Source organism: Marinospirillum sp. (genome assembly GCF_035271045.1).
GTDB lineage: Bacteria > Pseudomonadota > Gammaproteobacteria > Pseudomonadales > Halomonadaceae > Marinospirillum.
Genome location: NZ_DATESC010000021.1, coordinates 23293 through 47861, shown reverse-complemented (window position 1 = coordinate 47861; position 24569 = coordinate 23293). Strand labels below are relative to the sequence as shown.

21 protein-coding genes are annotated in these 24569 nt (G+C 43.0%); 17 read left to right on the top strand and 4 right to left on the bottom strand.

What is annotated here, in order from left to right; genetic code table 11:
- Window positions 1–71 precede the first annotated feature (71 nt).
- On the top strand, window positions 72–1592 hold the full coding sequence (locus tag VJY63_RS08400) for an aldehyde dehydrogenase family protein (RefSeq protein WP_324049887.1): 1521 nt from the start codon (window positions 72–74) through the stop codon (window positions 1590–1592).
- Here the strand turns inward: VJY63_RS08400 and ligB are convergent.
- Entirely contained in the window at window positions 1589–3319 is a 1731-nt protein-coding gene (gene ligB, locus VJY63_RS08395) for an NAD-dependent DNA ligase LigB (RefSeq protein WP_324049885.1), read from the bottom strand. The genes VJY63_RS08400 and ligB overlap by 4 nt on opposite strands.
- Window positions 3320–3420: 101 nt before the next feature.
- Between ligB and crcB the strand changes: the two genes are divergently transcribed.
- The gene (gene crcB / locus VJY63_RS08390; protein ID WP_324049884.1) at window positions 3421–3813 is read left to right on the top strand and encodes a fluoride efflux transporter CrcB; all 393 of its coding nucleotides are present in this window, start codon (window positions 3421–3423) and stop codon (window positions 3811–3813) included.
- 28 nt (window positions 3814–3841) lie between these two features.
- On the opposite strand, the gene VJY63_RS08385 is transcribed toward crcB, so the two are convergent.
- A complete protein-coding gene (locus tag VJY63_RS08385) occupies window positions 3842–4153 on the bottom strand; it encodes a PepSY domain-containing protein (RefSeq protein ID WP_324049882.1) in 312 nt (103 codons plus the stop codon).
- A 150-nt stretch (window positions 4154–4303) separates the two neighbouring features.
- Here VJY63_RS08385 and VJY63_RS08380 point away from each other — a divergent pair, with 150 nt between their 5' ends.
- Both VJY63_RS08380 and VJY63_RS08375 read left to right on the top strand, forming a co-directional pair.
- The gene (locus VJY63_RS08380; RefSeq protein WP_324049880.1) at window positions 4304–4963 is read left to right on the top strand and encodes a response regulator transcription factor; all 660 of its coding nucleotides are present in this window, start codon (window positions 4304–4306) and stop codon (window positions 4961–4963) included.
- Window positions 4960–6285, top strand: coding sequence for a sensor histidine kinase (locus VJY63_RS08375; protein ID WP_324049878.1), 1326 nt, complete (start codon window positions 4960–4962; stop codon window positions 6283–6285). Before VJY63_RS08380 ends, VJY63_RS08375 begins: the two co-directional genes overlap by 4 nt.
- Before the next feature lie 99 nt (window positions 6286–6384).
- Here VJY63_RS08375 and VJY63_RS08370 read toward each other — a convergent pair whose 3' ends face one another.
- Complete coding sequence (locus tag VJY63_RS08370; protein ID WP_324049876.1) at window positions 6385–8568, bottom strand: malate synthase G; 2184 nt, start codon at window positions 8566–8568, stop codon at window positions 6385–6387.
- Window positions 8569–8790: 222 nt separating this feature from the next.
- Between VJY63_RS08370 and VJY63_RS08365 the strand changes: the two genes are divergently transcribed.
- From VJY63_RS08365 to VJY63_RS08335, 7 genes are all read left to right on the top strand, one after another.
- A complete protein-coding gene (locus VJY63_RS08365) occupies window positions 8791–9780 on the top strand; it encodes an alpha/beta hydrolase (RefSeq protein ID WP_324049874.1) in 990 nt (329 codons plus the stop codon).
- The gene (locus VJY63_RS08360) at window positions 9773–9964 is read left to right on the top strand and encodes a hypothetical protein (protein ID WP_324049872.1); all 192 of its coding nucleotides are present in this window, start codon (window positions 9773–9775) and stop codon (window positions 9962–9964) included. The genes VJY63_RS08365 and VJY63_RS08360 overlap by 8 nt, the downstream gene beginning before the upstream one ends.
- Before the next feature lie 35 nt (window positions 9965–9999).
- Complete coding sequence (locus VJY63_RS08355) at window positions 10000–11757, top strand: hypothetical protein (RefSeq protein ID WP_324049870.1); 1758 nt, start codon at window positions 10000–10002, stop codon at window positions 11755–11757.
- Window positions 11750–12376, top strand: coding sequence for a penicillin-binding protein activator LpoB (locus VJY63_RS08350; RefSeq protein WP_324049868.1), 627 nt, complete (start codon window positions 11750–11752; stop codon window positions 12374–12376). The genes VJY63_RS08355 and VJY63_RS08350 overlap by 8 nt, the downstream gene beginning before the upstream one ends.
- A gap of 3 nt (window positions 12377–12379) precedes the next feature.
- Entirely contained in the window at window positions 12380–13441 is a 1062-nt protein-coding gene (locus VJY63_RS08345; protein WP_324049866.1) for an LPP20 family lipoprotein, read from the top strand.
- A gap of 44 nt (window positions 13442–13485) precedes the next feature.
- Window positions 13486–14070, top strand: coding sequence for an LPP20 family lipoprotein (locus VJY63_RS08340; protein WP_324049864.1), 585 nt, complete (start codon window positions 13486–13488; stop codon window positions 14068–14070).
- 101 nt (window positions 14071–14171) lie between these two features.
- Complete coding sequence (locus VJY63_RS08335) at window positions 14172–15368, top strand: murein transglycosylase domain-containing protein (protein ID WP_324049863.1); 1197 nt, start codon at window positions 14172–14174, stop codon at window positions 15366–15368.
- A gap of 82 nt (window positions 15369–15450) precedes the next feature.
- On the opposite strand, the gene serA is transcribed toward VJY63_RS08335, so the two are convergent.
- Window positions 15451–16680: a phosphoglycerate dehydrogenase gene (gene serA / locus VJY63_RS08330; RefSeq protein WP_324049861.1), complete on the bottom strand. Its 1230-nt coding sequence runs from the start codon at window positions 16678–16680 to the stop codon at window positions 15451–15453.
- Window positions 16681–16896: 216 nt separating this feature from the next.
- On the opposite strand from serA, the gene VJY63_RS08325 reads away from it, so the two are divergent.
- From VJY63_RS08325 to recG, 6 genes are all read left to right on the top strand, one after another.
- Window positions 16897–18291: an FAD-binding oxidoreductase gene (locus tag VJY63_RS08325; RefSeq protein ID WP_324049859.1), complete on the top strand. Its 1395-nt coding sequence runs from the start codon at window positions 16897–16899 to the stop codon at window positions 18289–18291.
- Window positions 18292–18303: 12 nt separating this feature from the next.
- Window positions 18304–18564, top strand: a complete 261-nt coding sequence (locus VJY63_RS08320; protein WP_414674838.1) for an exodeoxyribonuclease VII small subunit — start codon at window positions 18304–18306, stop codon at window positions 18562–18564.
- Window positions 18564–19436 carry a (2E,6E)-farnesyl diphosphate synthase gene (gene ispA / locus VJY63_RS08315; RefSeq protein WP_324049857.1) on the top strand — a complete coding sequence of 291 codons (873 nt, stop codon included), beginning with the start codon at window positions 18564–18566 and terminating at the stop codon, window positions 19434–19436. Before VJY63_RS08320 ends, ispA begins: the two co-directional genes overlap by 1 nt.
- A gap of 15 nt (window positions 19437–19451) precedes the next feature.
- On the top strand, window positions 19452–21383 hold the full coding sequence (gene dxs, locus VJY63_RS08310) for a 1-deoxy-D-xylulose-5-phosphate synthase (protein ID WP_324049855.1): 1932 nt from the start codon (window positions 19452–19454) through the stop codon (window positions 21381–21383).
- A gap of 83 nt (window positions 21384–21466) precedes the next feature.
- Complete coding sequence (locus VJY63_RS08305) at window positions 21467–22372, top strand: hydrogen peroxide-inducible genes activator (RefSeq protein ID WP_324049853.1); 906 nt, start codon at window positions 21467–21469, stop codon at window positions 22370–22372.
- A gap of 6 nt (window positions 22373–22378) precedes the next feature.
- Entirely contained in the window at window positions 22379–24490 is a 2112-nt protein-coding gene (recG, locus tag VJY63_RS08300; protein ID WP_324049851.1) for an ATP-dependent DNA helicase RecG, read from the top strand.
- Window positions 24491–24569 lie beyond the last annotated feature (79 nt).

The window sequence follows — 24569 nt, the reverse complement described above, 5'->3', positions numbered from 1 at the left end:
TAGTATTGAAATTACTGCATTTTTTAGTGCAGCCGATAATAACAACAAGATATCAATAAGAGGTTCTCCCCATGATTTATGCACAACCTGGCACGCAAGGTGCTTTACTAACCATTAAACCACGTTACGGTAATTACATTAACGGCACATTTATTGAACCTGTTAAAGGTGTGTATTTTACTAATACAACGCCGGTTACAGGTGCTGTTGCTGGTGAGTTTCCCCGTTCTAGTTTAGATGATATTGAGTTGGCTTTAGACGCTGCACACGCTGCTGCAGCTGCTTGGGGTAAAACTTCGGCTCAAGATCGTGCTTTAGTCTTGTTAAAAATTGCTGACCGTATTGAAGAAAATTTAGAACTTTTGGCTGTTACTGAAACTTGGGATAATGGTAAATCGGTACGCGAAACTTTAAATGCTGATATTCCTTTAGCTGCTGATCATTTTCGTTATTTTGCTGGTTGTTTACGCGCCCAAGAAGGCACAGCAGCAGAGATAAACGAACACACGGCGGCGTATCATTTTTATGAGCCTTTGGGTGTTGTTGGGCAAATTATTCCTTGGAACTTTCCTTTATTAATGGCAGCTTGGAAGCTTGCACCGGCTTTAGCCGCAGGTAACAGCATAGTCTTGAAACCCGCTGAACAAACGCCTTTATCGATTAGTGTCTTTATGGAGGTGATTGGCGATTTGTTACCGCCAGGTGTTTTAAACGTGGTGCAAGGCTTTGGTAAAGAAGCTGGCGAGGCTTTAGCAACCAGTAAACGCATTGCTAAAATTGCTTTCACGGGTTCTACGCCTGTTGGTTCACAAATTATGCATTATGCCGCAGATAATATTATTCCTAGCACTGTAGAGCTGGGCGGTAAATCGCCTAATATTTTCTTTGCAGACATTATGAATGCCGAGCCTGCTTTTATTGAAAAAGCTGCTGAAGGCTTGGTGTTGGCTTTTTTCAATCAAGGTGAAGTTTGTTCTTGTCCTTCGCGTGCTTTAATTCAAGAATCCATTTACGAGCCTTTTATGGCTGAAGTAATGAAGAAAATTAAGCAGATTAAACGCGGTAATCCACTTGATACTGAAACAATGGTGGGAGCACAAGCTTCTTCAGAGCAGTTTGAAAAAATCATGTCTTATATGAAAATTGCTGAAGAAGACGGTGCTCAAGTATTAACCGGCGGCGGTGTGGAGTCTTTAGGTGATGATTTATCGAGTGGTTATTACATTCAGCCTACTTTGCTAAAGGGTAATAACACGATGCGTGTATTCCAAGAAGAAATTTTTGGACCCGTTGTGGCAGTCACTACTTTTAAAGATGAAGCTGAAGCTTTAGCCCTTGCAAATGATAGCGAGTTTGGTTTGGCAGCCGGTGTGTGGACGCGTGATATTAACCTTGCATACCGTATGGGGCGTGCTATTAAGGCTGGTCGTGTTTGGACCAACTGCTACCATTTATACCCTGCCCATGCCGCTTTTGGTGGTTATAAAAAATCAGGTGTTGGTCGTGAAACTCACAAGGTTATGCTTGAACACTATCAGCAAACTAAAAACTTACTGGTTAGTTATGACGTGAACCCGATGGGTTTTTTCTAAAATCCTTTCACGCCTTGCTCTGCTAAAAACTTTGCCTGCTGCTGCATAACAGGATGGTTAAAAAAGGCTTGTAGGTCTTGTGCGCGTTTAGCACCGACACCATTTCTTTGTTGCCATGCTGCTAGGCTGCGGTTGGCAAGGGTTTGCCAGTTAGGGGTTTCTTCAGCATTAAATAATGCACCGCTGCCGGTTGGTGGCATTCCTAAAGCAATAAGCCAAGTGGTAAAAGGTTGGCTTATTGCTGTTTTAAAGTTAAGCATTAACAAGCGACTGCGTTTTTCGCCTAGTCCAGTCACTTTTTCTAATACCTCTTGGGTGAAGCCTAGCCAGTTGGTTAAGTCTATTAGTAAACCTTGTTCGAGCAGTATTTCCCACGTTGCGCTACTAATACCTTGCATATTTAAGCCTTGCTTGGCACTTAACCAGCTTAAACGCGCTAGGTATTGTTGTTGGCAGGCTGCTGGATAAAGTGAGTTTTGAATCGCCTTGGCTTGAATGCAGCTAAGGCCATGAAAAGCTGCTTTAGGCGGGTGCGTTGCTGCTGTTCTAGGTTGGTTTCGTATCAAAACGTCTTGTAACTGTGGAATGGTTAAACCGGCTAGCTGAATCACCACTAAATCACCTGCTTGTACATCAAGTTTTTTTAAATTATTTAAGCCACCTAAACTAGCACGGCTAATCATTTTATGATCTAACTCAAAAGGTTCTAATGCTAATAAAGGGGTAATGCGCCCCGTGCGCCCGACGGTATAAATAATTTTGCTAACGTGAGTAACTGCTTGCTGCGCTGGATGCTTCCAAGCAATCGCCCAACTAGGCGGTTTTGCTTGCCAATGCTCTGCTTGGGGCCTTTGTTGTTGGCGAATGACCACGCCATCGGTTGCCATAAACAAGGGTTGGGTATACCACTGATTTTGCCAATGCTTCACATCGTTTAAACTTTTAATCGGTTGAGTTAAACCTTGGCTACGAACAAAGCCCCAGCTAACTAATTGGTTTAACTGCGCCTGCATACTTAAACTAGAGTTAGGCCAGTCCCAAACATACATCTCTACCTGCTTGGCTTCTTCAGGGTTAGTTTGCTGGCGCTGCATAAAACCAGCAATTTGGCTGCGTGCGCCTTGGCTGTCTTGCTTGGCTTGTAGGTGGTTTTCTAAACGCCAAATTAATTCGCCTTGTAAAATAACTTGTGTTAAGTCGGTGCTGATTTGCTGGGGAATATTGGGCAAGTTTTGCACTTTGTCTGTCCAATCTTGACCCGTTTCACCATCGCCACGACTAATGGCTTGGGTTAGCTTACCGTTACGATAAACCAAACTAACCGCAACACCATCAGCTTTGGGCTGAACCCATAATTCTTGATGGCTTCGTGCCGTTAACCAGTCTTCTACTGCTTGGCTGGTGCGTACTTTATTTAAGCCGGTTTGCACGATGGGGTGTTGAACACTGCTGCTGGGTTTGCCGGTTATGGCGGTTAATTGAATACTAGGAAAGCATGGCTGCAGTTGCGTAAAGCGTTGCAGCGTTTGGTCATAAATAGCATCGCTAACTAAAGAAGCACCTTGTTGATAATAAGCGTCATTCCATTCATTTAAACGCTTGGCAAGTGCTTGAGTTTCTGTTGCTTGTTGCTGATTGGTTTGGCAGTTGATAAGGCTAGTGGTTGAATAAACTGTTGTGGTTTGGATAAGTACCAAGCTTAAAATTAGCTGTGAAATAATACGCATAACCCTCACTCCTTGTGATTAAGACGTTAAACTTGCAGCAAAGCAGCGGTCTTAACCTTGTGATAGGTCAAGTTCTAGTTAGATCAATTTTAAGGATTGTTATGAATTTACCTCTTGCGGCTTTAGCGGTTGCCACGGGCGCTAGTTGCGGTGCTTTGGGGCGCTGGTGGTTATCGCTACAATTTAATAGCAACTTAGCTTGGTTACCCTTGGGTACTTTATTTGCGAATTTATTGGGCGGTTATTTTATTGGTATGGCGCTGGCTTTTTTTGCTCAGCAGCCTAATTTGTCAGCCGAATGGCGCTTGTTTTTGGTAACGGGTTTGTTGGGTGGCTTAACCACTTTTTCTACTTTTTCTGCTGAAATGTTTAGTCTTTTACAGCAAGGGCGTTATTTGTGGGCTTTATTGGGTGTGGCGGGGCATTTGTTCGGCAGCCTGTTAATGACTGCCTTGGGTTTTGCTAGTTACAGCCTTTTTAAAAGCGGGCTCTAAGGATTGCTGTTAAGGCTAAGTGCTGGCCTTATTTGCTGGGTAGGTGGTCGGGTATTAGTGCATCTTTATCAAACTCAATTTCAAATTTACGCAAGCGCAAAGTGGCTGGGTAATATTCAGCTTCAATTTTGTTGTTTTGCTGGTCATAACCTTTAATTTCATAGCAGCCATCGTCTACTTTAATTCGGTTAACTGTCCAGCCGGCTGTCTCCAACATTTGGCTTAAATTCTCTTTAGGTTGCCAGTCTGCTACTGGGTCTTGGCAATCTTTGCTAGCCAAGGCAGTTCCTGCCATTAGGCTGCTAGCGACTAGGGTGGTAACGAGTAATAACTTTTTCATGACTTTCTCCTTCTAGGTTGGAGTAGTAAGTCTAGGCTGCGAAGCTTACCGTAACCTGAAGAAAGCAATTTTTTATTTCTTTTAGCTTTAAGCTGGCTGTCAGCTTGAGCTGCTAAACTTAAAAAAACTAGGATTAAAAGAGGTGCGTTGATGCGCTTATTATTAGTTGAAGATTCAGTTTCTTTAGGTGAGGCGGTTAGGGAACAAATAACGGATGCCGGTTATGCGGTGGATTGGATGCAGTGCCTAGCCCATGCACAAACCAGCGTTGCAACCACAGATTATGATTTAATTTTGCTGGATTTATTGCTGCCAGACGGTAAGGGGCTGGACTTTTTAAAAAAGTTACGCCAAGCCGGTAATACTACGCCTATTATAATTCTAACGGCTTTAGACCAGCTAACAGACCGTATCGCAGGGTTAAATGCGGGTGCCGATGACTATCTTGTTAAGCCTTTTGATTTAGATGAGCTGTCTGCACGAATTGCTGCGGTTGCTCGGCGCTCTAGTGGTAATCCTAGCCCTGTTATACAGCTAAAAGACTTAAAGGTTGATTTGGTTAGTCATAAGGTTGCTCGTGGCAAAATGCTCATCAATTTAACCGCTAAAGAGTGGGCGGTATTTGAAGCACTTTTACAGCATTCGGGCGCACTGTTATCTCGTGCCCAGCTTGAAGATAACCTTTATGCTTTTGGTGCAGAGATAGAAAGTAATGCTGTTGAAGTGCATATAAGTCGGCTAAGAAAAAAGTTAGGGCATGACCTAATAGAAACTGTTCGAGGTATGGGTTATCGGCTGGTGAAACAATGAAATCTAGGCCAATCAGTTTGCAGCGTCGCTTAGGTGTAGGACTAACCTTAGGTTTGGTTGTGTTATGGCTGACAATAACCTTATTAATAGCCGCTATGCTGACTAAAACGCTTAACAAAGCTTTAGATAGCTCACTTGAAGAAGTCGCCCAGCGAATGTTGTCTTTAGCAGTAGTAGAAATCCTTAACCGTGAAACCCCCGATCTACTCCAGCAAGTTGTTGCTTTACACCCTCACGATGAATACATCACCTATCTGGTGCGAAGTGCTGATGGAACCCCCTTGCTGCAATCCCACGCTGTAGATGCAGCAATTTTTCCTGCTAAGCCTCAGTTAGGCTTGCGTACTAGAGCAACCCATCGGCTTTATGGTGCAAGTGCCGTTAGTGGCACTATTTTTATTGAAGTAGCAGAACCTTTAGCTTCACGCAATCAGGCATTAAGGCAATCATTAAAACTTTTGCTTTTACCTTTAATTTTTTTAATACCCCTTAGCCTGTTGGGTATTTGGTTATTTGTTGGTTATAGCCTAGGTGGGGTGAAGACTTATCGTGATGCACTGGAAGCACGAGGTGCGAATGATTTAACGCCAGTGGCTGCAAATAATTTACCCACTGAAATTCTACCTATTGCTGAGGCAGTGAATCATCTATTAGCAAGGCTGCGTTTTACCCTAGAAGCAGAACGTAGTTTTACTGCCAATAGCGCCCACGAGTTACGCACACCCTTGGCGGCAGCTTTGGCACAAGCCCAGCGTTTGCGTCATGAAGTACCTGACGGCTCTTTAAAAGAGCGGGCTATACGCATTGAAAAATCACTAGGCGAACTGGCAAACCTATCCGAAAAGTTACTGCAGCTAGCTAAGGCTGACCTAGGTGGTTTTTTGGTTGAAGCCCCTTATGACCTAGGTCAAATACTGGGTTATCTGCTTGGTGAGCTAAGTTTAGAAGCTAAAGCTAGGGTTAAATTATTTTTGCCTGAAGCAAAGCCGGTTACTTCGCTTGTCGACCCTGATGCCTTGGCTATTTTAATGCGTAATTTGATTGAGAATGCCTTAAAACATGGTGCAGCAAATCAGCCAGTGGAAGTTCATCTAACGATTGAAGGTGTTTTGCGAGTTGTTAATGCAGGGCCAATTGTGCCAGCAGAAGATATGCAGCATTTAACAGAACGTTTTGTGCGCTCCAAAACTTTGGCCAGTGGTTCAGGCTTAGGTTTGGCTATAGCCCAGACTATTGCTCTTGGCGTTGGTACTAAGCTGGTGCTTTACTCACCGGCTAAGGGGCGTGAAGATGGCTTTGAAGTTAGTTTAAAATTGCCGTGATAATTTACAGATATTGAACTAATTTTAAACAGCAAAAACAATAAAGCCGAGCTTAGCTCGGCTTTATTGCAGTAACCTTTAGGGTAAAAAAGCTACTTATTAGCCTTGGGCTTTTAGCTTCAGGCGGCTGCGATGCAGAACAGGTTCGGTATAGCCATTGGGTTGGGCACGACCGTCAATTACCAGTTCAAGCGCTGCTTGGAAAGCAACGGATGCATCGAAGTCTTTATGCATAGGCACATAGATAGGATCAGCAGCGTTCTGCTCATCCACCACTTTGGCCATGCGCTTAAGGGTTTCAATCACTTGTTCTTTGCTGCAAATGCCGTGGTGTAACCAGTTGGCAATGTGCTGGCTAGAAATACGCAGGGTAGCACGGTCTTCCATTAGGCCAATATTGTTAATATCTGGTACTTTAGAACAGCCCACGCCTTGGTCAACCCAGCGCACTACATAGCCTAAAATACCCTGAGCATTGTTATCTAACTCTTGCTGAATTTCTTCAGCTGACCAGTTAGGGTCAGTTGCTACAGGAATGGTTAGAATATCATCCAGGTTGGCGCGTTCACGTGATTTCAGCTTTTCTTGTACTTCAGCTACATTCACCTGATGGTAATGCAGGGCGTGTAAGGTAGCGGCAGTTGGCGAGGGAACCCAAGCAGTATTAGCACCGGCTTTAGGGTGGCCAATTTTTTGCTTCAACATTTCTGCCATTAAATCGGGCATCGCCCACATACCCTTACCAATTTGGGCGCGGCCTTTTAAGCCAGTGCTTAGGCCAATATCCACGTTCCACTGTTCGTAGGCATGAATCCAGCTGGCTGCTTTCATATCGCCTTTACGAATCATTGGACCCGCTTCCATCGAGGTGTGCATTTCATCGCCGGTACGGTCTAAGAAACCAGTGTTAATAAAAGCAACGCGGTCTTTAGCAGCACGAATACAGGCTTTTAGGTTTACCGTAGTACGGCGTTCTTCATCCATAATGCCCATTTTTAGGGTAAAGCGTTCTAGGTCAAGCAGGTCTTCAACCTTGCCAAACAGCTCATCAGCAAACGCTACTTCTTCTGGGCCGTGCATTTTTGGTTTAACTATGTACATACTGCCAGTGCGAGAGTTAGTTAGTTGGTTTTTACCTAACAAGTCATGCTTAGCGATTAGCGCCGTTACTGCACAGTCCATAATGCCTTCTGGAATTTCTGAACCATCTTTTAGCAGAATCGCAGGATTGGTCATTAAATGACCCACATTACGAATAAACATTAGCGAACGACCCGGTAGCGTGAAGCTTTCACCCTGAGGGTTGGTGTATTCACGGTCGGTGTTCATGGTGCGAGTAAAAGTTTTACCGCCTTTAGAAACAGGCTCTTCTAAGTTACCTTGCATTAAACCTAACCAGTTGCTGTAAGCAAGGGTTTTGTCTTCAGCATCTACCGCTGCAACTGAATCTTCACAGTCCATAATGGTGGTTAGTGCGGCTTCCATTAGAACGTCTTTAACACCAGCAGCATCAACCTGGCCTATATGGTGGTTAGGGTCGATTTGAATTTCAAAGTGCATACCGTTGTTTTCTAACAGTAGGCTGCTTGGCTTGTTCGCTTCGCCAGTAAAACCTTTAAGCTGAGCAGGATTTTTTAGGCCGGTTGTTTTTAGGTTAGTGGTGTTGCCATCTTTTAAGCTAACGCTTAATTGACCGTCAACTAGTGTGTAACCAGCTGCATCTTTATGGCTAGCGCCTTCAAGTGGCGCACTTTGATCTAAAAAGTCACGAGCAAAGGCAATCACTCTTTCGCCACGCACAGGGTTATAGCCTGGGCCTTTATCAGCGCCGTTATCTTCGGGTAGTGCATCGGTGCCGTAAAGCGCATCATACAAACTACCCCAGCGCGCATTCACTGCATTTAGCGCAAAACGTGCATTAGTAATAGGCACAACTAATTGCGGGCCAGCTTGCAGGGCAATTTCAGTATCAACTTTAGCGGTACTGGCTTGGAAATCTTCGCCTTCTGGCTGTAAATAACCAATTTCAGTTAAAAAGGCTTTGTAAGCAGTAAAATCAAACGCACCTTTGTTAGCTTGGTGCCAAGCATCAATTTTGGCTTGTAGCGCATCACGCTTTTGTAATAGCGCAATATTTTTAGGTGCCAGCTCGTGAACCAGTGCGTCTAGTCCAGCCCAAAAAGCGTCACTTGTAATTCCGCTACCTAAAATGGCTTGTTCATTAATAAAGTTATAAAGCGTTTTGGCGACTTGAAGTCCGCCGGCTTGAACACGATCAGTCATGTAAATCGCCTCTTGGCTCAGTTAAGTTAACTAAAGTGTAGATGCTATTAATTTTGCTATAAAACAGCAGTTAACGTTTTGTTTAATGTAGTAAAATTACAGAGTGCTACAATTTTTTGATGTTAAGAAGATACAGCAATTTATTAGGAAATACATCCTACCTTTAGGTGAAGATGTGTTGTAAATTTTTAACAAAAATTTGTTCTATTTAAGGAGCAGTGAATGCAATGCGCGGATTTTAAGGTAAGGCTTAGGCTTTGGCCGGCAACTTTTTTTCAAGCAAAATGGATGGAGCATTTACCCAAAGATTATGCTGCTTATTTAAACTTTTACCAATTAGCAAATAATAAACACCAAAGTGGCATGGCTAAAGCACGCGCAGGTTGGGTAATACTTAACCAAGAACGTTTATGGACACAAGCTTTTCAACCGACTGGATGTGTTAATGAAAGCGCTAAGGGCACTTTAGTACATTTACACGGTTATTATGATCACGGTGCTAGCTATCCTTCTTTACAGCGCTGGGCATTAAAAAATAAATTATACTATTTGACAATTGATTTACTGGGACATGGTTTATCCAGTGGCGAACGCGCTAGTATTAATAGTTTTACTGATTATCAAAAAATACTGACTGCATTAATTGAAATTTTAACGATTAATAATATGCCTAAACCTTGGTTATTAAGTGGTTTTTCAACGGGGGGTGCTATTGCACTTGAGCACCAACTAACAGTGAATAAATTTGATGCTACGGTATTATTTGCGCCGCTTATTAGACCTGTAGCTTGGCAGACTAAGTTAGCTAAATGGTTATGGTTGCCGCGTTTGTTTATCAAAAACTTACCTAGAAAATTCACTGTTAATTCAAATGACACTGCATTTTTAAAATTTGTTCAGCAGCAAGATTGTTTGCAAAGTAAGCAACTGCCTTTAGCATGGATCATTGCATTAGGGCGCTGGATAAAACAGATAGAAAGCACTAAACCAAATAGTGTCGAGGCATTAATTATACAGGGAGATGCAGACTCTACGGTTGATTGGCAATATAATTTAGGTGTCTTGCATAAGTTGTTGCCTCAAGCCGTTACTAAAATTATTAAGGAAGGTGCCCATCAGCTACTAAATGATGGAGAAGCTCAACGTTTACAGGTATTTGATTGCTTAGATCAATGGTTAGTTAACATTAATAAGAGAGAGAAAAATGAATAAAATATGGGTTGCCTTAGCACTAACAATGGCTGTTTTTTTAACTGGTTGTTCTGGATTGAGTCCTGTTGAAAAAGAGAAGCATGCTGTCTACAAAGAGCAAAAGAAGCGTGAAGCTATTGATCGAGCGCAAAGAGAAACGGATGCTGCTGGACGTAGATTAGAAAAAGAAATAAAAAGCTATTGATATTATAAAAATAAAAAACTACATAGGGTGTGGCAATGTTTAAAGAAAAAATAGCAAGGGCAGTGTTAACCTGCTTTGCGCTGGTGCTTGTTTCGGGTTGTGCAAGCCATTCTAATAAAATGGAAGAGACAAAAACACTGATGCGCTATGGTGAATATGCCGCTGCTGCAGATGAGATTAATCTACTTTTAGAAGCTGAGCGTAATCAGCTTCTAAAAGAGGTTGAGCTAGGTGTTGTTAATCAGCTTAAAGGTAATTATCGAGTTAGCCTTAAGCATTTAGACACTGCCGACAAGCTAGCCGATGAGCTTTATACTGTTAGCTTTGGAGACCTAGCTGTGCGGGCTAGTGCTAATGCAAGCCTGACTACCTACCGCGGCAATATTATTGAGCGGGTTTATATCAACTATTTTAAAATGCTTAATTATTTTTATTTAGCTGAAGCCACTACTTCACGCCAAGAAACACAAACGCTATTAGATTCTGCCCGCATAGAAGCGCGCCGTGCAATACTTTTATTAGATGAGAATGTGTTTAAGGTCGGTGATTACGAAATAGCAAAAGAAGAAAAAAAGTCACTACTGTACAAATTTCAACAGATTTATGCCGAGCTTAACGGTGAAGTAATTAACCCTAAAGAATTGATTTTTAGGGACAATGCTTTTAGTCACTATGTAATAGCAACCCTGTTTGAAAAAATGGGTGAAATAGATTCTGCGCGGGTTAGTTATGAGCGTGCTGCAAAACTATATGAGCAAGGCTATGTTAAACAATACAGCTTAAGCACTGATATGGTTAGTCAAGCTTGGTTTGATACTGCTCGTATGCTTAAAGCAAAAGGTGATAGACGCTGGAGCAGAATTGCAACTAACAAACTTAGTCCGGCTAAGCGTCAAGAACTGAACTTATCGACTAAAGGCAAGGGACAATTAGTTATTGTTCAAGAAGTCGATATGATTGCACCTCGTGGCGAACTGAATCTTTGGACAACCATTGAAGATAATAAGTTGGTTGTTCGTCCTGTTCCTATAGGTACACCTAAAGAAAAAGCTTATCAATTAGCTTGGTTTTATTACATGTACGCAGACAAAGGTCTGTTAAATGCTGTTGAAAAAATCAGAGCTAAAGATTATGTCAGTTTGCTAAATTCAAATCATGAAAAAACCACATCCATTCCCAAGGCTCTAAATTCAACGCTAGAATCTTTGGGTCTTCTTCAAGTTATGTCAAGTATTGGTATACGCTTAAGCGTGCCTCTGCTTTATTATGAAGACTTATCTATTGGTAAAAGTAGGTTAGAGATTGATGGTGAAAGTAAAGGCGATTTAATCTTAGCCGATAGTATTTCTGGCTTGGCTATGGCGCAACATTTAGTGGGTGCTGGATCCGAGTTGAATAATGCTATGGCTGTAGAAGCATTGCGTTTAACACTCTGTATTCAAGCTGGCGCACCGGCCCAAATTTGTGCCCTAGCAGCAGGTGCTAGTACATCAGCCGATACTCGCTCTTGGTTATCTTTACCTTATGAAATACGTACTTTGCGTACCAATTTACCAGCAGGTGATTATCAACTTAAGTTAATAAGTGACGCTGATGGTTTTCAACTAGAGCAAATTGAAGAAGTTAAAATTAAAGCAGGCGAAGTGCGCCTTGTTAGAATGCGTACTTTTGCTGTTGATCCAAATCAGCCTATACCTAAAATTGTTGAGAAAGTTCGTAGTAAAAATAAAGTTGAGCTGGTTAAAAATGAGCAGACTATCGATGTTACTTCCAAAGGAGAATCAAATGAATAAATCAAACTTTACCTTTAAAGCTTTAGTGCTAGTTGCAAGCTTTTCTGTCTTGGCTTTAACGGGCTGTGGTGGTACTAAAGTGCAGCGTTTAGATGCCTCACAAGAAGTGGCCTTAACCGACCGCTGGAATGCTACTGACTCGCGCTTAGTTTCTGAAGAAATGATCGACGACATGTTATCTTTCCCTTGGATTACTCGCTGGGCAGAAGCGAATCAGAAACGTAATCGTCAACCGACAGTCATTGTTATGGGCGTGCGTAACCGCTCACACGAACACATTTCAGTCGAAACTTTTATTAACGATTTACGTCGCGCCATGATTCGTTCTGGTCGTGTTGACTTTGTTGCCGGTGGCGATGTGCGCGATGCTTTACGCGATGAACGTAAAGACCAAGAGTTTAATGCCACTGCCGATACCGCAGCTAAGCTAGCGGCTGAACAGGGTGCTAACTTTGCTTTATCAGGCTCGATTGACTCTTGGGTTGATCAGCTAGATGGCACGCGAGTAACTAACTATCAAATTGACTTAACCCTTATTGATATTCAAACGGGTAAACAGGTTTGGATGGGTCAGAAGAAATTACAAAAACACCAGCAGCGTAGCAAATTCGGATTTTAAACAATGTTAAATAAACCGTCTTATTTACTATTAGGCTTGGCTTTAACTGCTTTTAGTTTGGTTGGTTGTAATACAAACAACCTCCAGCCTATGGATATTAGTGCAAGCCAGCTTAGTAGCGCTGCTGCTGTTAATATTCAGCCCGACTGGGTGAATAATCCACCAAGACGTTCAGGCTACGCTTATGGCGTAGCTAGTTCTGAGGTTTATGGTCGTTCGGCAAATGCATTAGAAACAGCAAGAGAAAAAGCAAAAGCAGACTTGTTAGCGGGTATTCGTGTTGAAATAAGCAGTTCAACCGATTACAGCAAAAGTGCCACCATGCAATTTAAGGGTGACACCAAACTACAAGAAAACTTAAACCAAAAAATAAGCAGCAAAACCGCTGCTGTTGAATTAAGCGGCATTAAAGTAACAGAAACCTGGGTTGATGAACAAAATAAGGCTGCTTGGGCCTTAGCAGAACTCGATACAAGCGCTGCCGCTCAACAGCTTTTAAAGCAATTAGCCCAGCTAGAAAGCCGTATTGTTCAGCGAGGTACTTTAGCTACTGCGGCCAAGTTAGACAGGGTGCGCTATGTAAAACCTAGCTTGCAAGAACTTGTTGAACGCCGTCAGTTACTAGAACAGTTAACTTTTTTAGGTGCTGCGACACAGGTAGACGCAGCAAGACGGCAAACTGTCGAAAACATTGAAGTTGAAATTGCTCAACTGTTAGCTAGTTTGGGTATTCAGCTACAAGCAGAAACTCAGGCAGCACAAGCATTACAACCTAAGTTAGCCAGTGCTTTAACTGATCTAGGTTTTAATTTAGTTAATAGCCAGCCAGACCTACGCCTTGTTATGCAATTAAAAAGTAGCAGAGTAGAGCGCAAAGGTTTGAATTATGTTGATGCCAGTGCTAGCACTCAAATAAACTCTGCAGAGAAACGTACTTTACATGTTATAAATGCAACCACTCGAACAGTATCATCCGAGGCAAGTGTTGCTAGCAATAAAGCTGTAGAAGAATTAGCACAGAAGTTGGCTGAATCTTTGATTGAAAGCCTGTACCAAAACCTTTAATAATGAAATAATAACTAACTAAGTGACTTTAATAAGGAAAATGCATGAAAAAGAATATTTTCTCTCTATCAGCCATTGCCGTTACTTTTGCTGTAATGACCGGCTGTGTCGGTGGCGCTGGTACTACGCAAGACTCTTCATTCGTCGAGCATTGTGAATATAAAACGGGTACGCAAGCACCTGAATGGTACTGCAACCCAACGATTGAAGGCGGCATGGCAGCAGTTGGTGAAGCTAAGCCTAATGTTGCGCGTGATAATAATATGCAGCGCACTATGGCATTAGCTAATGGCCGTGATGAGTTGGCACGTCAAACCCAAGTTAAAGTTCAAAACTTATTAACTAACTGGTCGCGTGCAACGGGTGCAGGTGATAGCCAAACTTATGAAGCTAATTTTGAAAATATTTCACGTCAAATTTCTAAGCAAACGCTAGAAGGCAGCCGTCAACTAAAGCGCTGGATTGCGCCAGATGGTAGCTTGGTGCTATTAATTGGTGTTACGGATTCTGCAGCCATTAAAGACAGTGTGAAAACTTCTTTACGTAATGAAGAAGCACTTTGGCAGCAGTTTCAAGCTAAGCAATCATTGGATGAGTTAGATAAGCAGCTAGATGCTCAGTTTCAGTAATCTAAGAAGTAAGCAATAAAGTAATAATCGGGCAGTGCAGCTGCCTGATTATTCTATGTTAATCTTGTATTAATAAAATTTAAAAAATAGGTGTGTGTTAGATGGATAGAAGACGATTTTTACAAGGACTTGGTGCGGTTTCAGTGCTTTTTCCTTTAAACCCTATTGTTGCAGCCTCGCCTAGTTTTGAAGATTTTAAAAAGCAACAAAATGATGGTTTTAGTAATTATAAAGCTCAGCTAGACCGCGATTTTGCAGCGTATAAAAAAGCCGTTGCTGAAGAGTTTGATAGTTACCAAGGTAAAGTTAAAAAAGTTTGGGGCGATGATAATGTTGGCTCGCCCACTGTCTTGGTACAGTATTCAGATGATTTAAAATCACGAACCATTATTGATTATGAAAAAGGCGCAATAACGGTTGAATTGGTTGATGATAATGCAGCCAAAGGCGTGGGTACTAAGCTGCGTGAAGCCATGTTGCAAATTGCTGACTCGACGGTGAAAGAAGCTTATAAAAACGATACATTAATCCAAAATATTGAAAAGCGTGTTGCTAAAGAAATAACGCATCAAGAAACAGCCCAAGTAAAAAATGAACCGTTAATTTCGGATGTATTAACTGGCATTGCTAATCCGACTAAAAAGCAAGTAGTAGCGGTAGTTAATGAAGCACTGAAAAGTGCTGAAGGCAGTACGCGCAGCACACCCCAGTCAGGTAAAAAGGTGTTTGCGTTTAGTATTCCTTTGAATCCAACCAATATCAGTAAAAAGTCAGAACAATTTAAACCTTTAGTGCTTAAATACGCGGCTCAAGAAAAAATTGATCCTGCCTTAGTTTTTGCCATTATGCATTCTGAAAGTGCCTTTAACCCTATGGCAAAATCACACGTACCGGCTTATGGTTTAATGCAAATAGTGCCTAATTCGGCGGGTAAAGATGCTTCTGAAAAGGTGTATGGTAAGCAGCGTTTATTAGCGCCTTCTTACCTGTATAACAGCGAAAACAATATAAAAATGGGTTGTGCTTATTTAAATATTCTTTATTACCGTTACCTTTCAAAAATTGAAAATCCAGAAAGCCGTACTTATTGCGTTATTGCTGCTTACAATACTGGTTCTGGTAATGTAGCTAAAGCGTTTGGTGCAGGAACAAGCGTCACTAAAGCTGCTGTTACCATTAATAAAATGACTCCGCAGCAGGTTTATAATAAGTTAGTTAGCAGCCTGCCTTATGCTGAAACAAAAAATTATATGAAAAAAGTAACACCACGCTACAAGGCTTATCAAACTGAAGTGTGATTTTCTTTGACCATAGAAAATAAAAAACCGCAGACGTATTAACCGCTGCGGTTTTTTTGTAGTGGTTATTTGTTGTTAATGCTTAGAACAATACACGGCTACGCACAGTGCCTTTCACATCTTTTAACGCTTCTAAGGCTTGTAGGCTATCTTGACGATCAACATCAACCACGACATAACCTACTTTTTCGTTGGTTTGTAGGTATTGGCTGCTAACGTTAATGCCATTTTCTGATAAAACACGGTTAATTTCTGACAAAACACCAGGAATGTTTTCGTGAATGTGCAGTAAACGGTGTTTGTTAGGGTGAGCAGGCAAAGCCACTTCAGGAAAGTTTACGGCAAAAGTTGTTGTGCCGTTGTCGCTGTAACGAATCAGCTTTTCAGACACTTCTTTGCCAATATTTTCTTGGGCTTCTAACGTGGAGCCGCCAATGTGTGGAGTTAGAATTACATTGTCTAAGCCACGCAATGGGCTAACAAATTCATCATCGTTACCGCGCGGCTCAACAGGGAAAACATCAATTGCTGCACCGGCTAAATGCCCCGATTTTAATACATCGGCTAGGTCTTCAATGACCACAACAGAACCACGCGAAGCGTTGATTAAATGTGCGCCGGTTTTCATTTTGCCCAGTTGTTCAGCAGCAATCATCCACTTGGTTGAATCCAGTTCTGGTACGTGTAAAGAAACCACGTCTGATTCTGCAAGTAGTTCATCTAAAGTAGCAACTTGGCGAGCATTACCCATTGCTAGCTTGGTTACTACGTCGTAATAAAGCACTTGCATACCTAAGCTTTCTGCGAGAACAGATAGCTGCGAGCCAATGTTGCCATAACCTATGATACCTAATTTTTTGCCGCGCACTTCATAGCTGCCTTCAGCCGATTTAATCCAACCACCGTTATGGCACTCACGGCTTTTATGTGGAATGCCACGCATCAGCATAATGGTTTGGGCTAATACAAGTTCAGCAACGGAGCGTGTATTAGAGTAAGGCGCGTTAAAAACAGGAATGCCACGTATGAGTGCAGAATAAAGCTCTACTTGATTCGTGCCAATGCAGAAACAGCCAACTGCTACTAGCTTTTTAGCTGCAGCAAAGACAGTTTCAGTGAGTTGGGTGCGTGAACGAATACCAACAAAGTAAGCATCTTCAATGGCTACCAGTAAATCAGCTTCAGATAAAGATTTAGGGTGATACTCTATGTTGGTATAACCACTGGCTTTGAAGTTGTCGACGGCAGACTGATGAACGCCTTCAAGCAGCAGAATTTTAATCTTGCTTTTATCAAGTGAGGTTTTAGGCATGAGCGGTTAATGTCCTGATGGTAGCAGCACTAATTAGGAGGCTACTTGAGGTGGAAAAAATATGGCCAGACAAGCCAGCCTTAACCCAGCTATGTTACCATAACAACCATAAGTTGCAGCCCCCAGACAAAGATTACCTAGATGAATTTAGTGCTTCTTTAAGTTGCATTTTATTCAATTTATGACCCAGTATTTACTTGATAAAGAGCCACCAAGATGACCCCTGAGCAAATCAAATTAGCCCTTGAAGCTTTAATTGGAGAAGAAAGAGTGCGCCTAGATGGCGAAGCTCTGGACATTTATGGTCGTGATTGGACCAAAATTCATGCACCTAAACCACGTGCCATTGCCTTTCCTCGTACGACAGAAGATGTGCAAAAAATTGTGCAATTTGCCAATGCAAAAAACATTGCGCTAGTGCCTTCGGGTGGTCGTACTGGGCTTTCTGCAGGTGCAGTTGCGGCTAATAACGAGCTAGTGATTGTGATGGACTATATGAACAAGGTAGTTGAATTTAACGCCATTGACCGTAGCGTGACTGTTCAGGCTGGGATGATTACTGAACAGCTACAGCACTTTGCCCAAGAGCAAGGTTTGTATTATCCGGTTGACTTTGCTTCAGCTGGTTCTAGTCAAATTGGCGGTAACATTGCGACTAATGCCGGTGGTATTAAAGTTATTAAATATGGCATGACGCGTGATTGGGTGTTGGGTTTAACCGTTGTGACGGGTAAAGGCGAAATTTTAAACCTAAATAAAGGTTTGATAAAAAACAATACTGGCTATGATTTGCGCCATTTATTTATTGGTGCTGAAGGTACATTAGGCATTATTACTGAAGCGACGATTAAGCTAACCCGTGTGCCTAAAAATCTAACCGTTATGGTGTTGGGCGTACCCAATATGACCGCCGTAATGGATGTACTTAAAACGTTTCAAGGCGCTATGGATTTAACGGCTTTTGAGTTTTTCTCTGAAAATGCGTTAGCTAAAGTGACCGCTCACCACCCATTGCAACGCCCCTTTGCAACGGCAATGCCTTATTACGCGTTATTAGAGTTTGAAGCAGAAAACGAAGGTGTTATGGATTTGGCAATGCAGTTGTTTGAACAATGTATGGAAGCTGGCTGGGTTGAAGACGGTGTGATTAGCCAAAACGAAACACAGCTCCAAAACTTGTGGAGTTTGCGTGAATTTATCTCTGAAACCATTAGCCACGAAACGCCTTATAAAAATGATTTGTCTGTTATCGTTTCTAAAGTACCTGAGTTTTTAACAGCTGTTGATACCTTTGTTGAAGAGACTTACCCAGGTTTTGAGATAGTCTGGTTCGGTCATATTGGTGACGGTAATTTACACTTAAATATCTTAAAACCTAAAGTAATGGATCAAGCAGAGTTTTTTGAAAAATGCCATTTAGTTAGCGAAAAAGTTTTTACAATTACGCAACAGTTTGGTGGCAGTGTTTCTGCAGAGCATGGGGTAGGTTTGGTTAAAAAAGATTTTTTACATTTTAGCCGTAGCCCAGAAGAAATTTTGTATATGAAAGCCATTAAGCAAGCTTTTGATCCCAACAAAATTATGAATCCAGGCAAGATGCTGGATAGTTAAAGGAAAATCCCCTTGAGTACAGAGTCGCTTAACTTTGAACAATTGATGCAACAGCTAGAAACATTGGTGACGAGTATGGAAGCAGGCGAGTTTAGTTTAGACGCCTCCTTGCAGGCTTACGAAGACGGTGTACGCCTAACGCGCTTGTGCCAGCAACAGCTTGCTCAAGCCGAACAGCGCGTATTCAGCCTACAAGAGCAAAAGGGGCAAGCCAGTTTTGAGTTGATTGATTTTAAGCCAACCAATTTTAAGCCTCAGTTAGGAACGCTTTAATGCAGCTAGAACAATTAACCAAGCTTTATTCAACACGTGTTGATATGGCTTTAGATAAGTTTTTAACTGCAACAGCAGGCACTAGCGAACGGCTGCAAGAAGCGTTGCAGTACAGCTTGTTAAATGGTGGCAAACGCCTGCGCCCGTTATTGGTTTATGCCACGGGTCAGGCATTAGGTGCCGATTTAACGTATTGTGATCGCCCTGCGATGGCGGTTGAATTAATTCATGCGTATTCGTTGGTACATGATGATTTACCGGCTATGGATGATGATGATTTGCGCCGTGGTCGTCCGACTTGCCATAAAGCTTTTGATGAAGCTACTGCCATTTTAACAGGCGATGCCTTACAAACTTTGGCGTTTGAAGCCTTAGCTGATGAACAGCAACCCGCCGCTTTAGCGCTGGTAAAGACGTTAGCACAAGCCAGTGGAACGCAAGGCATGGTAGCGGGACAAATGCTGGATTTACAGGGTGAAGGTAAGCTGCTTAGCCTAGAAGAATTACAGCGTTTACACAGCCACAAAACGGGTGCGTTGATTCGTGCTGCGGTGCGTATGGGTGCTTTGGTGGCTGGCGCTAATGTGGATATTTTAAAGACTTTAGATGCTTATGCTACTGCTTTGGGTTTAGCTTTTCAGGTGCAAGATGATTTATTAGACATTAAAGGTGACGAAGCCACGCTAGGCAAAAAAACCGGCTCTGATGCGTTATTACATAAAGCCACCTATCCAAGTTTGTTAGGGGTTGAAGGTGCAGAGCAACACGCGCAAGCATTAGTTAAACAAGCCTGTGATCGTTTGAATAATTTATCGGGTGAATGGAGCAGCCTAGTTGAGCTAGCAAACTGGTCGATTAACCGTAATTTTTAATGAGCAATTTAATTCATGTTTGATGCCCTACCCACGCAAGCACCCCTCACGCCTTTGCTTGATAATCTTCAGCAGACGGCGGATTTACAAAATTTTTCAGAACGTCAATTACTTTTGTTGGCACGCGAAGTACGGGCATGGCTGTTGTGGAGTGTTAGCCAAACCGGTGGTCACTTTGGTGCTGGTTTGGGCGTGGTCGAATTAACGGTTGCGCTGCACAGCGTATTTGATACGCCTGAAGACCGTATTGTTTGGGATGTTGGGCATCAAGCTTATCCGCATAAAATTTTAACTGGTCGTAAAGATGCTTTGCTAACCATTCGCCAAAAAAATGGCTTAGCTGCTTTTCCTAAGCGTAGTGAATCTGCTTACGATGCCTTTGGGGTGGGGCATTCTAGCACCTCGATTAGTGCGGCTTTAGGTATGGCTATTGCTGCTAAAGCACAAGGCAGTAAACGCCGCAGCATTGCGGTGATTGGCGATGGTGCGATGACAGCGGGTATGGCGTTTGAAGCCCTAACCCACGCTGGGCATTTACAGCCTAATTTGCTGGTTATTTTGAACGATAATGAAATGTCGATTTCAGAAAACATCGGCGGCTTAGCCACTTATTTGGCGCGTTTGCTGGTCAGTGAACCCTTTAATCAGCTGCGTGAAGGCAGTCGCCGTGTGTTGTCTAAATTGCCTTTGGCTTGGGAGCTGGCGCTTAAAACCGAAGAGCAGGTGAAGTCTTTTATTGGCCCTAGTTCATTGTTTGAAGAGCTGGGCTTTAATTACATTGGCCCGATTGATGGGCATGATTTGCCAGAACTGATTAAAACGTTAAAAAGTTTAAAGCATTTAAAAGGCCCGCAATTTCTGCATTTGGTGACTAAAAAAGGCAAAGGTTTTATGCCTGCTGAAGCTGATCCGATTGGTTATCATGCATTGAGCCAGCTAGAAAAAATAACCAAGCCAGAAATCGAGCAAGCTGCCGCTAAACCTGCTGCTAAACCCCTGCAAAAAGTTAAGCTGCCTAAATACTCGAATGTATTTGGGCAGTGGTTGTGTGATACCGCTGCGGTTGATAAACGTTTATTAGGCATTACTCCGGCGATGCGTGAAGGCTCAGACATGATTCGGTTTTCACGCGAATACCCTAATCGCTATTTTGATGTTGCCATTGCTGAACAACACGCAGTTACGCTGGCTGCGGGCATGGCGTGTGAAGGCATGAAGCCAGTTGTGGCTATTTATTCTACTTTTTTACAAAGGGCTTATGACCAGCTGATTCACGATGTGGCAGTACAAAATTTAGACGTACTGTTTGCTATCGACCGTGCCGGTGTTGTGGGTGAAGATGGCCCAACGCACCACGGTACTTTAGACCTTTCATTTTTACGTTGTGTGCCAAGTATGCTAATTATGGCGCCGGCAGATGAAAATGAATGCCGTCAAATGTTGACGACAGGTTATCAATATAACGGCCCTGCCGCCGTGCGTTACCCGCGTGGTACTGGGCCAGGTGTTGTTGTTGAACAAACCTTAACTTGCCTACCCATTGGTAAAGCAGAAGTTAGGCGCAAGGCGAGTAAACAACAGAGTAAAAAAGTGGCGATTCTGGCTTTAGGAAGTATGGTGGCAACAGCAGCAATAGTGGCAGAACAGTTGGATGCAACGCTAGTGAATTTGCGCTTTGTAAAACCTTTAGACGAACCACTGTTATTAGACATAGCCGCCAGCCATGAGCTGTTAGTAACCCTTGAAGAAAATGCCATTATGGGCGGTGTGGGCAGTGCGATTAATGAGTTTTATGCCAGCCAAAATTTACAGCCTAAATTGCTTAATCTAGGTTTTGCTGATGTTTGGGTCGATCAAGGTTCGCAGCAAGAATTACTGGCAGATTGCGGGTTAGATGCTCAAGGTATTTTGGCAGCGATTCAGCAGCGCTTAGTCATAGCTTTATAAGCTTAAAAATACTTTGCTTGATTATTAAAATCAATGCACCATACTTTCTACAATAACTTATCAAAACCCAGCAGGTAGGATTTATGACGCTAACGGAATTTAAGTACATTGTTACGCTGGAACAAGAACGGCATTTTGGTCGCGCTGCAGAGCGTTGTTTTGTTAGCCAGCCAACGTTAAGCGTAGCGGTAAAAAAATTAGAAGATGAGTTAGGTGTTGCTTTGTTTGAACGTAGTAAAAGTGCCGTACAATTAACACCCATTGGTAAAAAAGTTGTTGAACAAGCGCGTAAAGTTTTAGAGCAAACAGCGATCATTAAAGAACTAGCGCAGCAAGGTAAAAACCAATTAACTTCACCGTTGCGTTTAGGTGCTATTTATACGATTGGGCCTTATCTTTTCCCACACCTTGTTCCTAAATTACAAAGTTTAACGCCAGAAATGCCTTTGTATATAGAAGAAAATTATACTGCTGTGCTGCGCCGCAAACTGCGTTCAGGTGAGTTAGATGCGATTATTATTGCACTGCCGTTTACAGAAACGGATGTTGTTACCCGTGAACTGTATGGCGAACCTTTTGAAGTGCTTTTACCAAAAAGTCATGCTTGGGCTACGCGTGCCGAAATCCCTATTAATGACTTGCCTAGCCAAAAATTATTAATGTTAGGTGAAGGGCACTGTTTTAGGGATCAAGTGATTGAAGCTTGCCCAGCGCTAGAAGCTAATTTTAAAGATCCACAGCAAGGATTGATTGCTGAAGGTGGTTCGTTAGAAACCATTCGTCATATGGTGGCTTCGGGTTTGGGTATTACTGTTTTACCTGCTTCGGCGATTGGCATGAACCACTATGCGCCTGATGTCTTGGTCAGTCGTCCTTTTGCAGCACCGGCTCCCTCGCGGACTGTCGCTTTAGCTTGGCGTGCTAGTTTTCCTCGCCCTAAAGCCATAGAAGCATTGGTGCAGGCGGTAGCCCAGCTTAAATTGGTTTAGTCGGCTATGTCTGCGCTGTTGCATGATTTAGCTTTAACCGAATTAAACGGTGTGGGTAAAGCATTGCAAGAAAAGCTGCAACGCCTAGGCATTGAAGACTTACAAGGCTTACTCTTTCACCTTCCGCTGCGTTATGAAGACCGTACCCAGATTAGTGCATTAGGCAGTTTAAACCTAGGCAGCAGGGCTGTTGTTGAAGGTGAAGTGGTCGGCAGCCAGATTATGCTAGGAAAGCGACGTAGTTTGTTAGTGCGTATTCGTGATGCAACAGGAATGCTGGGTTTAAGGTTTTTTCACTTTTCAGCAGCAATGCAAAAGCAGTTAGAAACGGGTAACAGAGTGCGCTGTTATGGTGAAGCTAGATCCGGTGCAACGGGGTTAGAAATGTATCACCCCGAATTTAAAGCATTTAACCAAGACTTTGCAGCGCCTGATTTAGCCCCGCGTTTAACACCTGTTTATCCGATTACTGAAGGTTTTCAGCAGCAGCGCTTACGTCAACTGGTGCAGCAGGCCTTGGGGTTTTTGGCGAATAACCCCGTTGAAGAATTATTACCTTTAGATGTTCAGCAAACCTTGCAACAAGCCGAAGGCTTTCCAAGGCTTATAGATGCCTTGTATTATTTGCATCAGCCGCCGGCTAATGCTGATTTGGTGTTGTTAGAAAGTGGTTTGCATCCAGCGCAACGCCGGTTAGCTTTAGAAGAATTGCTGGCGCAACAGTTAGGTATGTTGGCTTTGCGCCAGCAAAGTCGTTCCCAAGGCGCTTGTCCTTTGCTGCCCTACCAAGTGGCTGATGACATTTCGATTGAGGAACGTTTTTTGGCTAACCTGCCTTTTACGCCGACCAACGCCCAGCAGCGTGTCTGTGCAGAAGTTTTTCATGACCTACAGCTTCCTCACCCTATGTTGCGTTTGGTGCAAGGCGATGTGGGTTCAGGTAAAACACTGGTTGCCGCGCAAGCTTGTTTGCGTGCGATTACTGCTGGTTATCAAGCCGCACTGATGGCACCGACTGAGTTGTTAGCCGAGCAGCATTTTCAAAACCTTACCGCTTGGTTTGCACCACTAGGTTTAAAGGTTGGTTGGTTAACAGGGCGAATGAAAGGTAAAACGCGTGAAACCTTATTGGCTAGCCTTGCTGTGGGCGATATTCATTTATTAATTGGCACGCACGCCTTGTTTCAAGAAGGTGTTAATTTTCATCGCTTGGCTTTGGTGGTGATTGATGAACAGCATCGCTTTGGTGTGCATCAACGCTTAGCTTTACGCGATAAAGGCGTGCAAGGACAGTTTTTACCACATCAGTTGGTGATGACTGCAACGCCGATTCCACGTACCTTGGCAATGAGTGCTTATGCTGATTTAGACATTTCTATTATTGATGAGCTACCACCGGGCAGGCAACCAGTAACAACCTTGGTTTTGCCTGATGCACGTCGGAATGAGGTGATTGAAAGGGTACGTCATGCTTGTTTAGACGGTCGGCAAGCCTACTGGGTGTGTACGTTAATAGACGAGTCTGAAGCTTTAGCGTGCCAAGCCGCTGAAGTAACTGCTAAAGCGTTGCGTGAAGCCTTACCTGAGTTGAAAATAGGCTTGGTGCATGGGCGTTTAAAGCCTGCTGAAAAAGCGGCTGTTATGAATGCTTTTAAGGAAAATGCGTATCAGCTATTGGTGGCTACCACGGTTATTGAAGTGGGTGTGGATGTGCCCAATGCCAGTTTAATGATTATTGATAATGCCGAGCGTTTAGGTTTAGCTCAGCTGCATCAGTTAAGAGGGCGTGTAGGACGCGGTTCTACAGCAAGTTTTTGTGTTTTGGTTTATCATCCGCCCCTTTCTGCACAGGGGCGCGAACGTTTACAGGTTATGCGTGAAACCAATGATGGTTTTTTAATTGCACAAAAGGACTTAGACATTCGTGGGCCAGGTGAACTGTTAGGCACCCGCCAAACGGGTGAAATAGCATTGCGTATTGCTGACTTAAAACGTGATGCTGATTTATTAATCGGCTTACGTCCAATAGCACAAAGATTATTAGAGCAAGCACCTGAACAAGCGCAGCGATTGCTTACCCGTTGGCGCGGCGATCAGGTGCGTTTTGCACAGGTTTAGTCGAGGGTTCGCATGATTAACCCACAAGCCTTAGGTCGACTTTATTACGCCTAACCTTTACTCTGTGGTCAATGGTTTT

Bases quoted from the DNA above. Each gene is read 5' to 3' on its own strand.
- VJY63_RS08400 (WP_324049887.1), top strand. From the start codon at position 72: ATGATTTATGCACAACCTGGCACGCAAGGTGCTTTACTAACCATTAAA.
- ligB (WP_324049885.1), bottom strand. From the start codon at position 3,319: ATGCGTATTATTTCACAGCTAATTTTAAGCTTGGTACTTATCCAAACC.
- crcB (WP_324049884.1), top strand. From the start codon at position 3,421: ATGAATTTACCTCTTGCGGCTTTAGCGGTTGCCACGGGCGCTAGTTGC.
- VJY63_RS08385 (WP_324049882.1), bottom strand. From the start codon at position 4,153: ATGAAAAAGTTATTACTCGTTACCACCCTAGTCGCTAGCAGCCTAATG.
- VJY63_RS08380 (WP_324049880.1), top strand. From the start codon at position 4,304: ATGCGCTTATTATTAGTTGAAGATTCAGTTTCTTTAGGTGAGGCGGTT.
- VJY63_RS08375 (WP_324049878.1), top strand. From the start codon at position 4,960: ATGAAATCTAGGCCAATCAGTTTGCAGCGTCGCTTAGGTGTAGGACTA.
- VJY63_RS08370 (WP_324049876.1), bottom strand. From the start codon at position 8,568: ATGACTGATCGTGTTCAAGCCGGCGGACTTCAAGTCGCCAAAACGCTT.
- VJY63_RS08365 (WP_324049874.1), top strand. From the start codon at position 8,791: ATGCAATGCGCGGATTTTAAGGTAAGGCTTAGGCTTTGGCCGGCAACT.
- VJY63_RS08360 (WP_324049872.1), top strand. From the start codon at position 9,773: ATGAATAAAATATGGGTTGCCTTAGCACTAACAATGGCTGTTTTTTTA.
- VJY63_RS08355 (WP_324049870.1), top strand. From the start codon at position 10,000: ATGTTTAAAGAAAAAATAGCAAGGGCAGTGTTAACCTGCTTTGCGCTG.
- VJY63_RS08350 (WP_324049868.1), top strand. From the start codon at position 11,750: ATGAATAAATCAAACTTTACCTTTAAAGCTTTAGTGCTAGTTGCAAGC.
- VJY63_RS08345 (WP_324049866.1), top strand. From the start codon at position 12,380: ATGTTAAATAAACCGTCTTATTTACTATTAGGCTTGGCTTTAACTGCT.
- VJY63_RS08340 (WP_324049864.1), top strand. From the start codon at position 13,486: ATGAAAAAGAATATTTTCTCTCTATCAGCCATTGCCGTTACTTTTGCT.
- VJY63_RS08335 (WP_324049863.1), top strand. From the start codon at position 14,172: ATGGATAGAAGACGATTTTTACAAGGACTTGGTGCGGTTTCAGTGCTT.
- serA (WP_324049861.1), bottom strand. From the start codon at position 16,680: ATGCCTAAAACCTCACTTGATAAAAGCAAGATTAAAATTCTGCTGCTT.
- VJY63_RS08325 (WP_324049859.1), top strand. From the start codon at position 16,897: ATGACCCCTGAGCAAATCAAATTAGCCCTTGAAGCTTTAATTGGAGAA.
- ispA (WP_324049857.1), top strand. From the start codon at position 18,564: ATGCAGCTAGAACAATTAACCAAGCTTTATTCAACACGTGTTGATATG.
- dxs (WP_324049855.1), top strand. From the start codon at position 19,452: ATGTTTGATGCCCTACCCACGCAAGCACCCCTCACGCCTTTGCTTGAT.
- VJY63_RS08305 (WP_324049853.1), top strand. From the start codon at position 21,467: ATGACGCTAACGGAATTTAAGTACATTGTTACGCTGGAACAAGAACGG.
- recG (WP_324049851.1), top strand. From the start codon at position 22,379: ATGTCTGCGCTGTTGCATGATTTAGCTTTAACCGAATTAAACGGTGTG.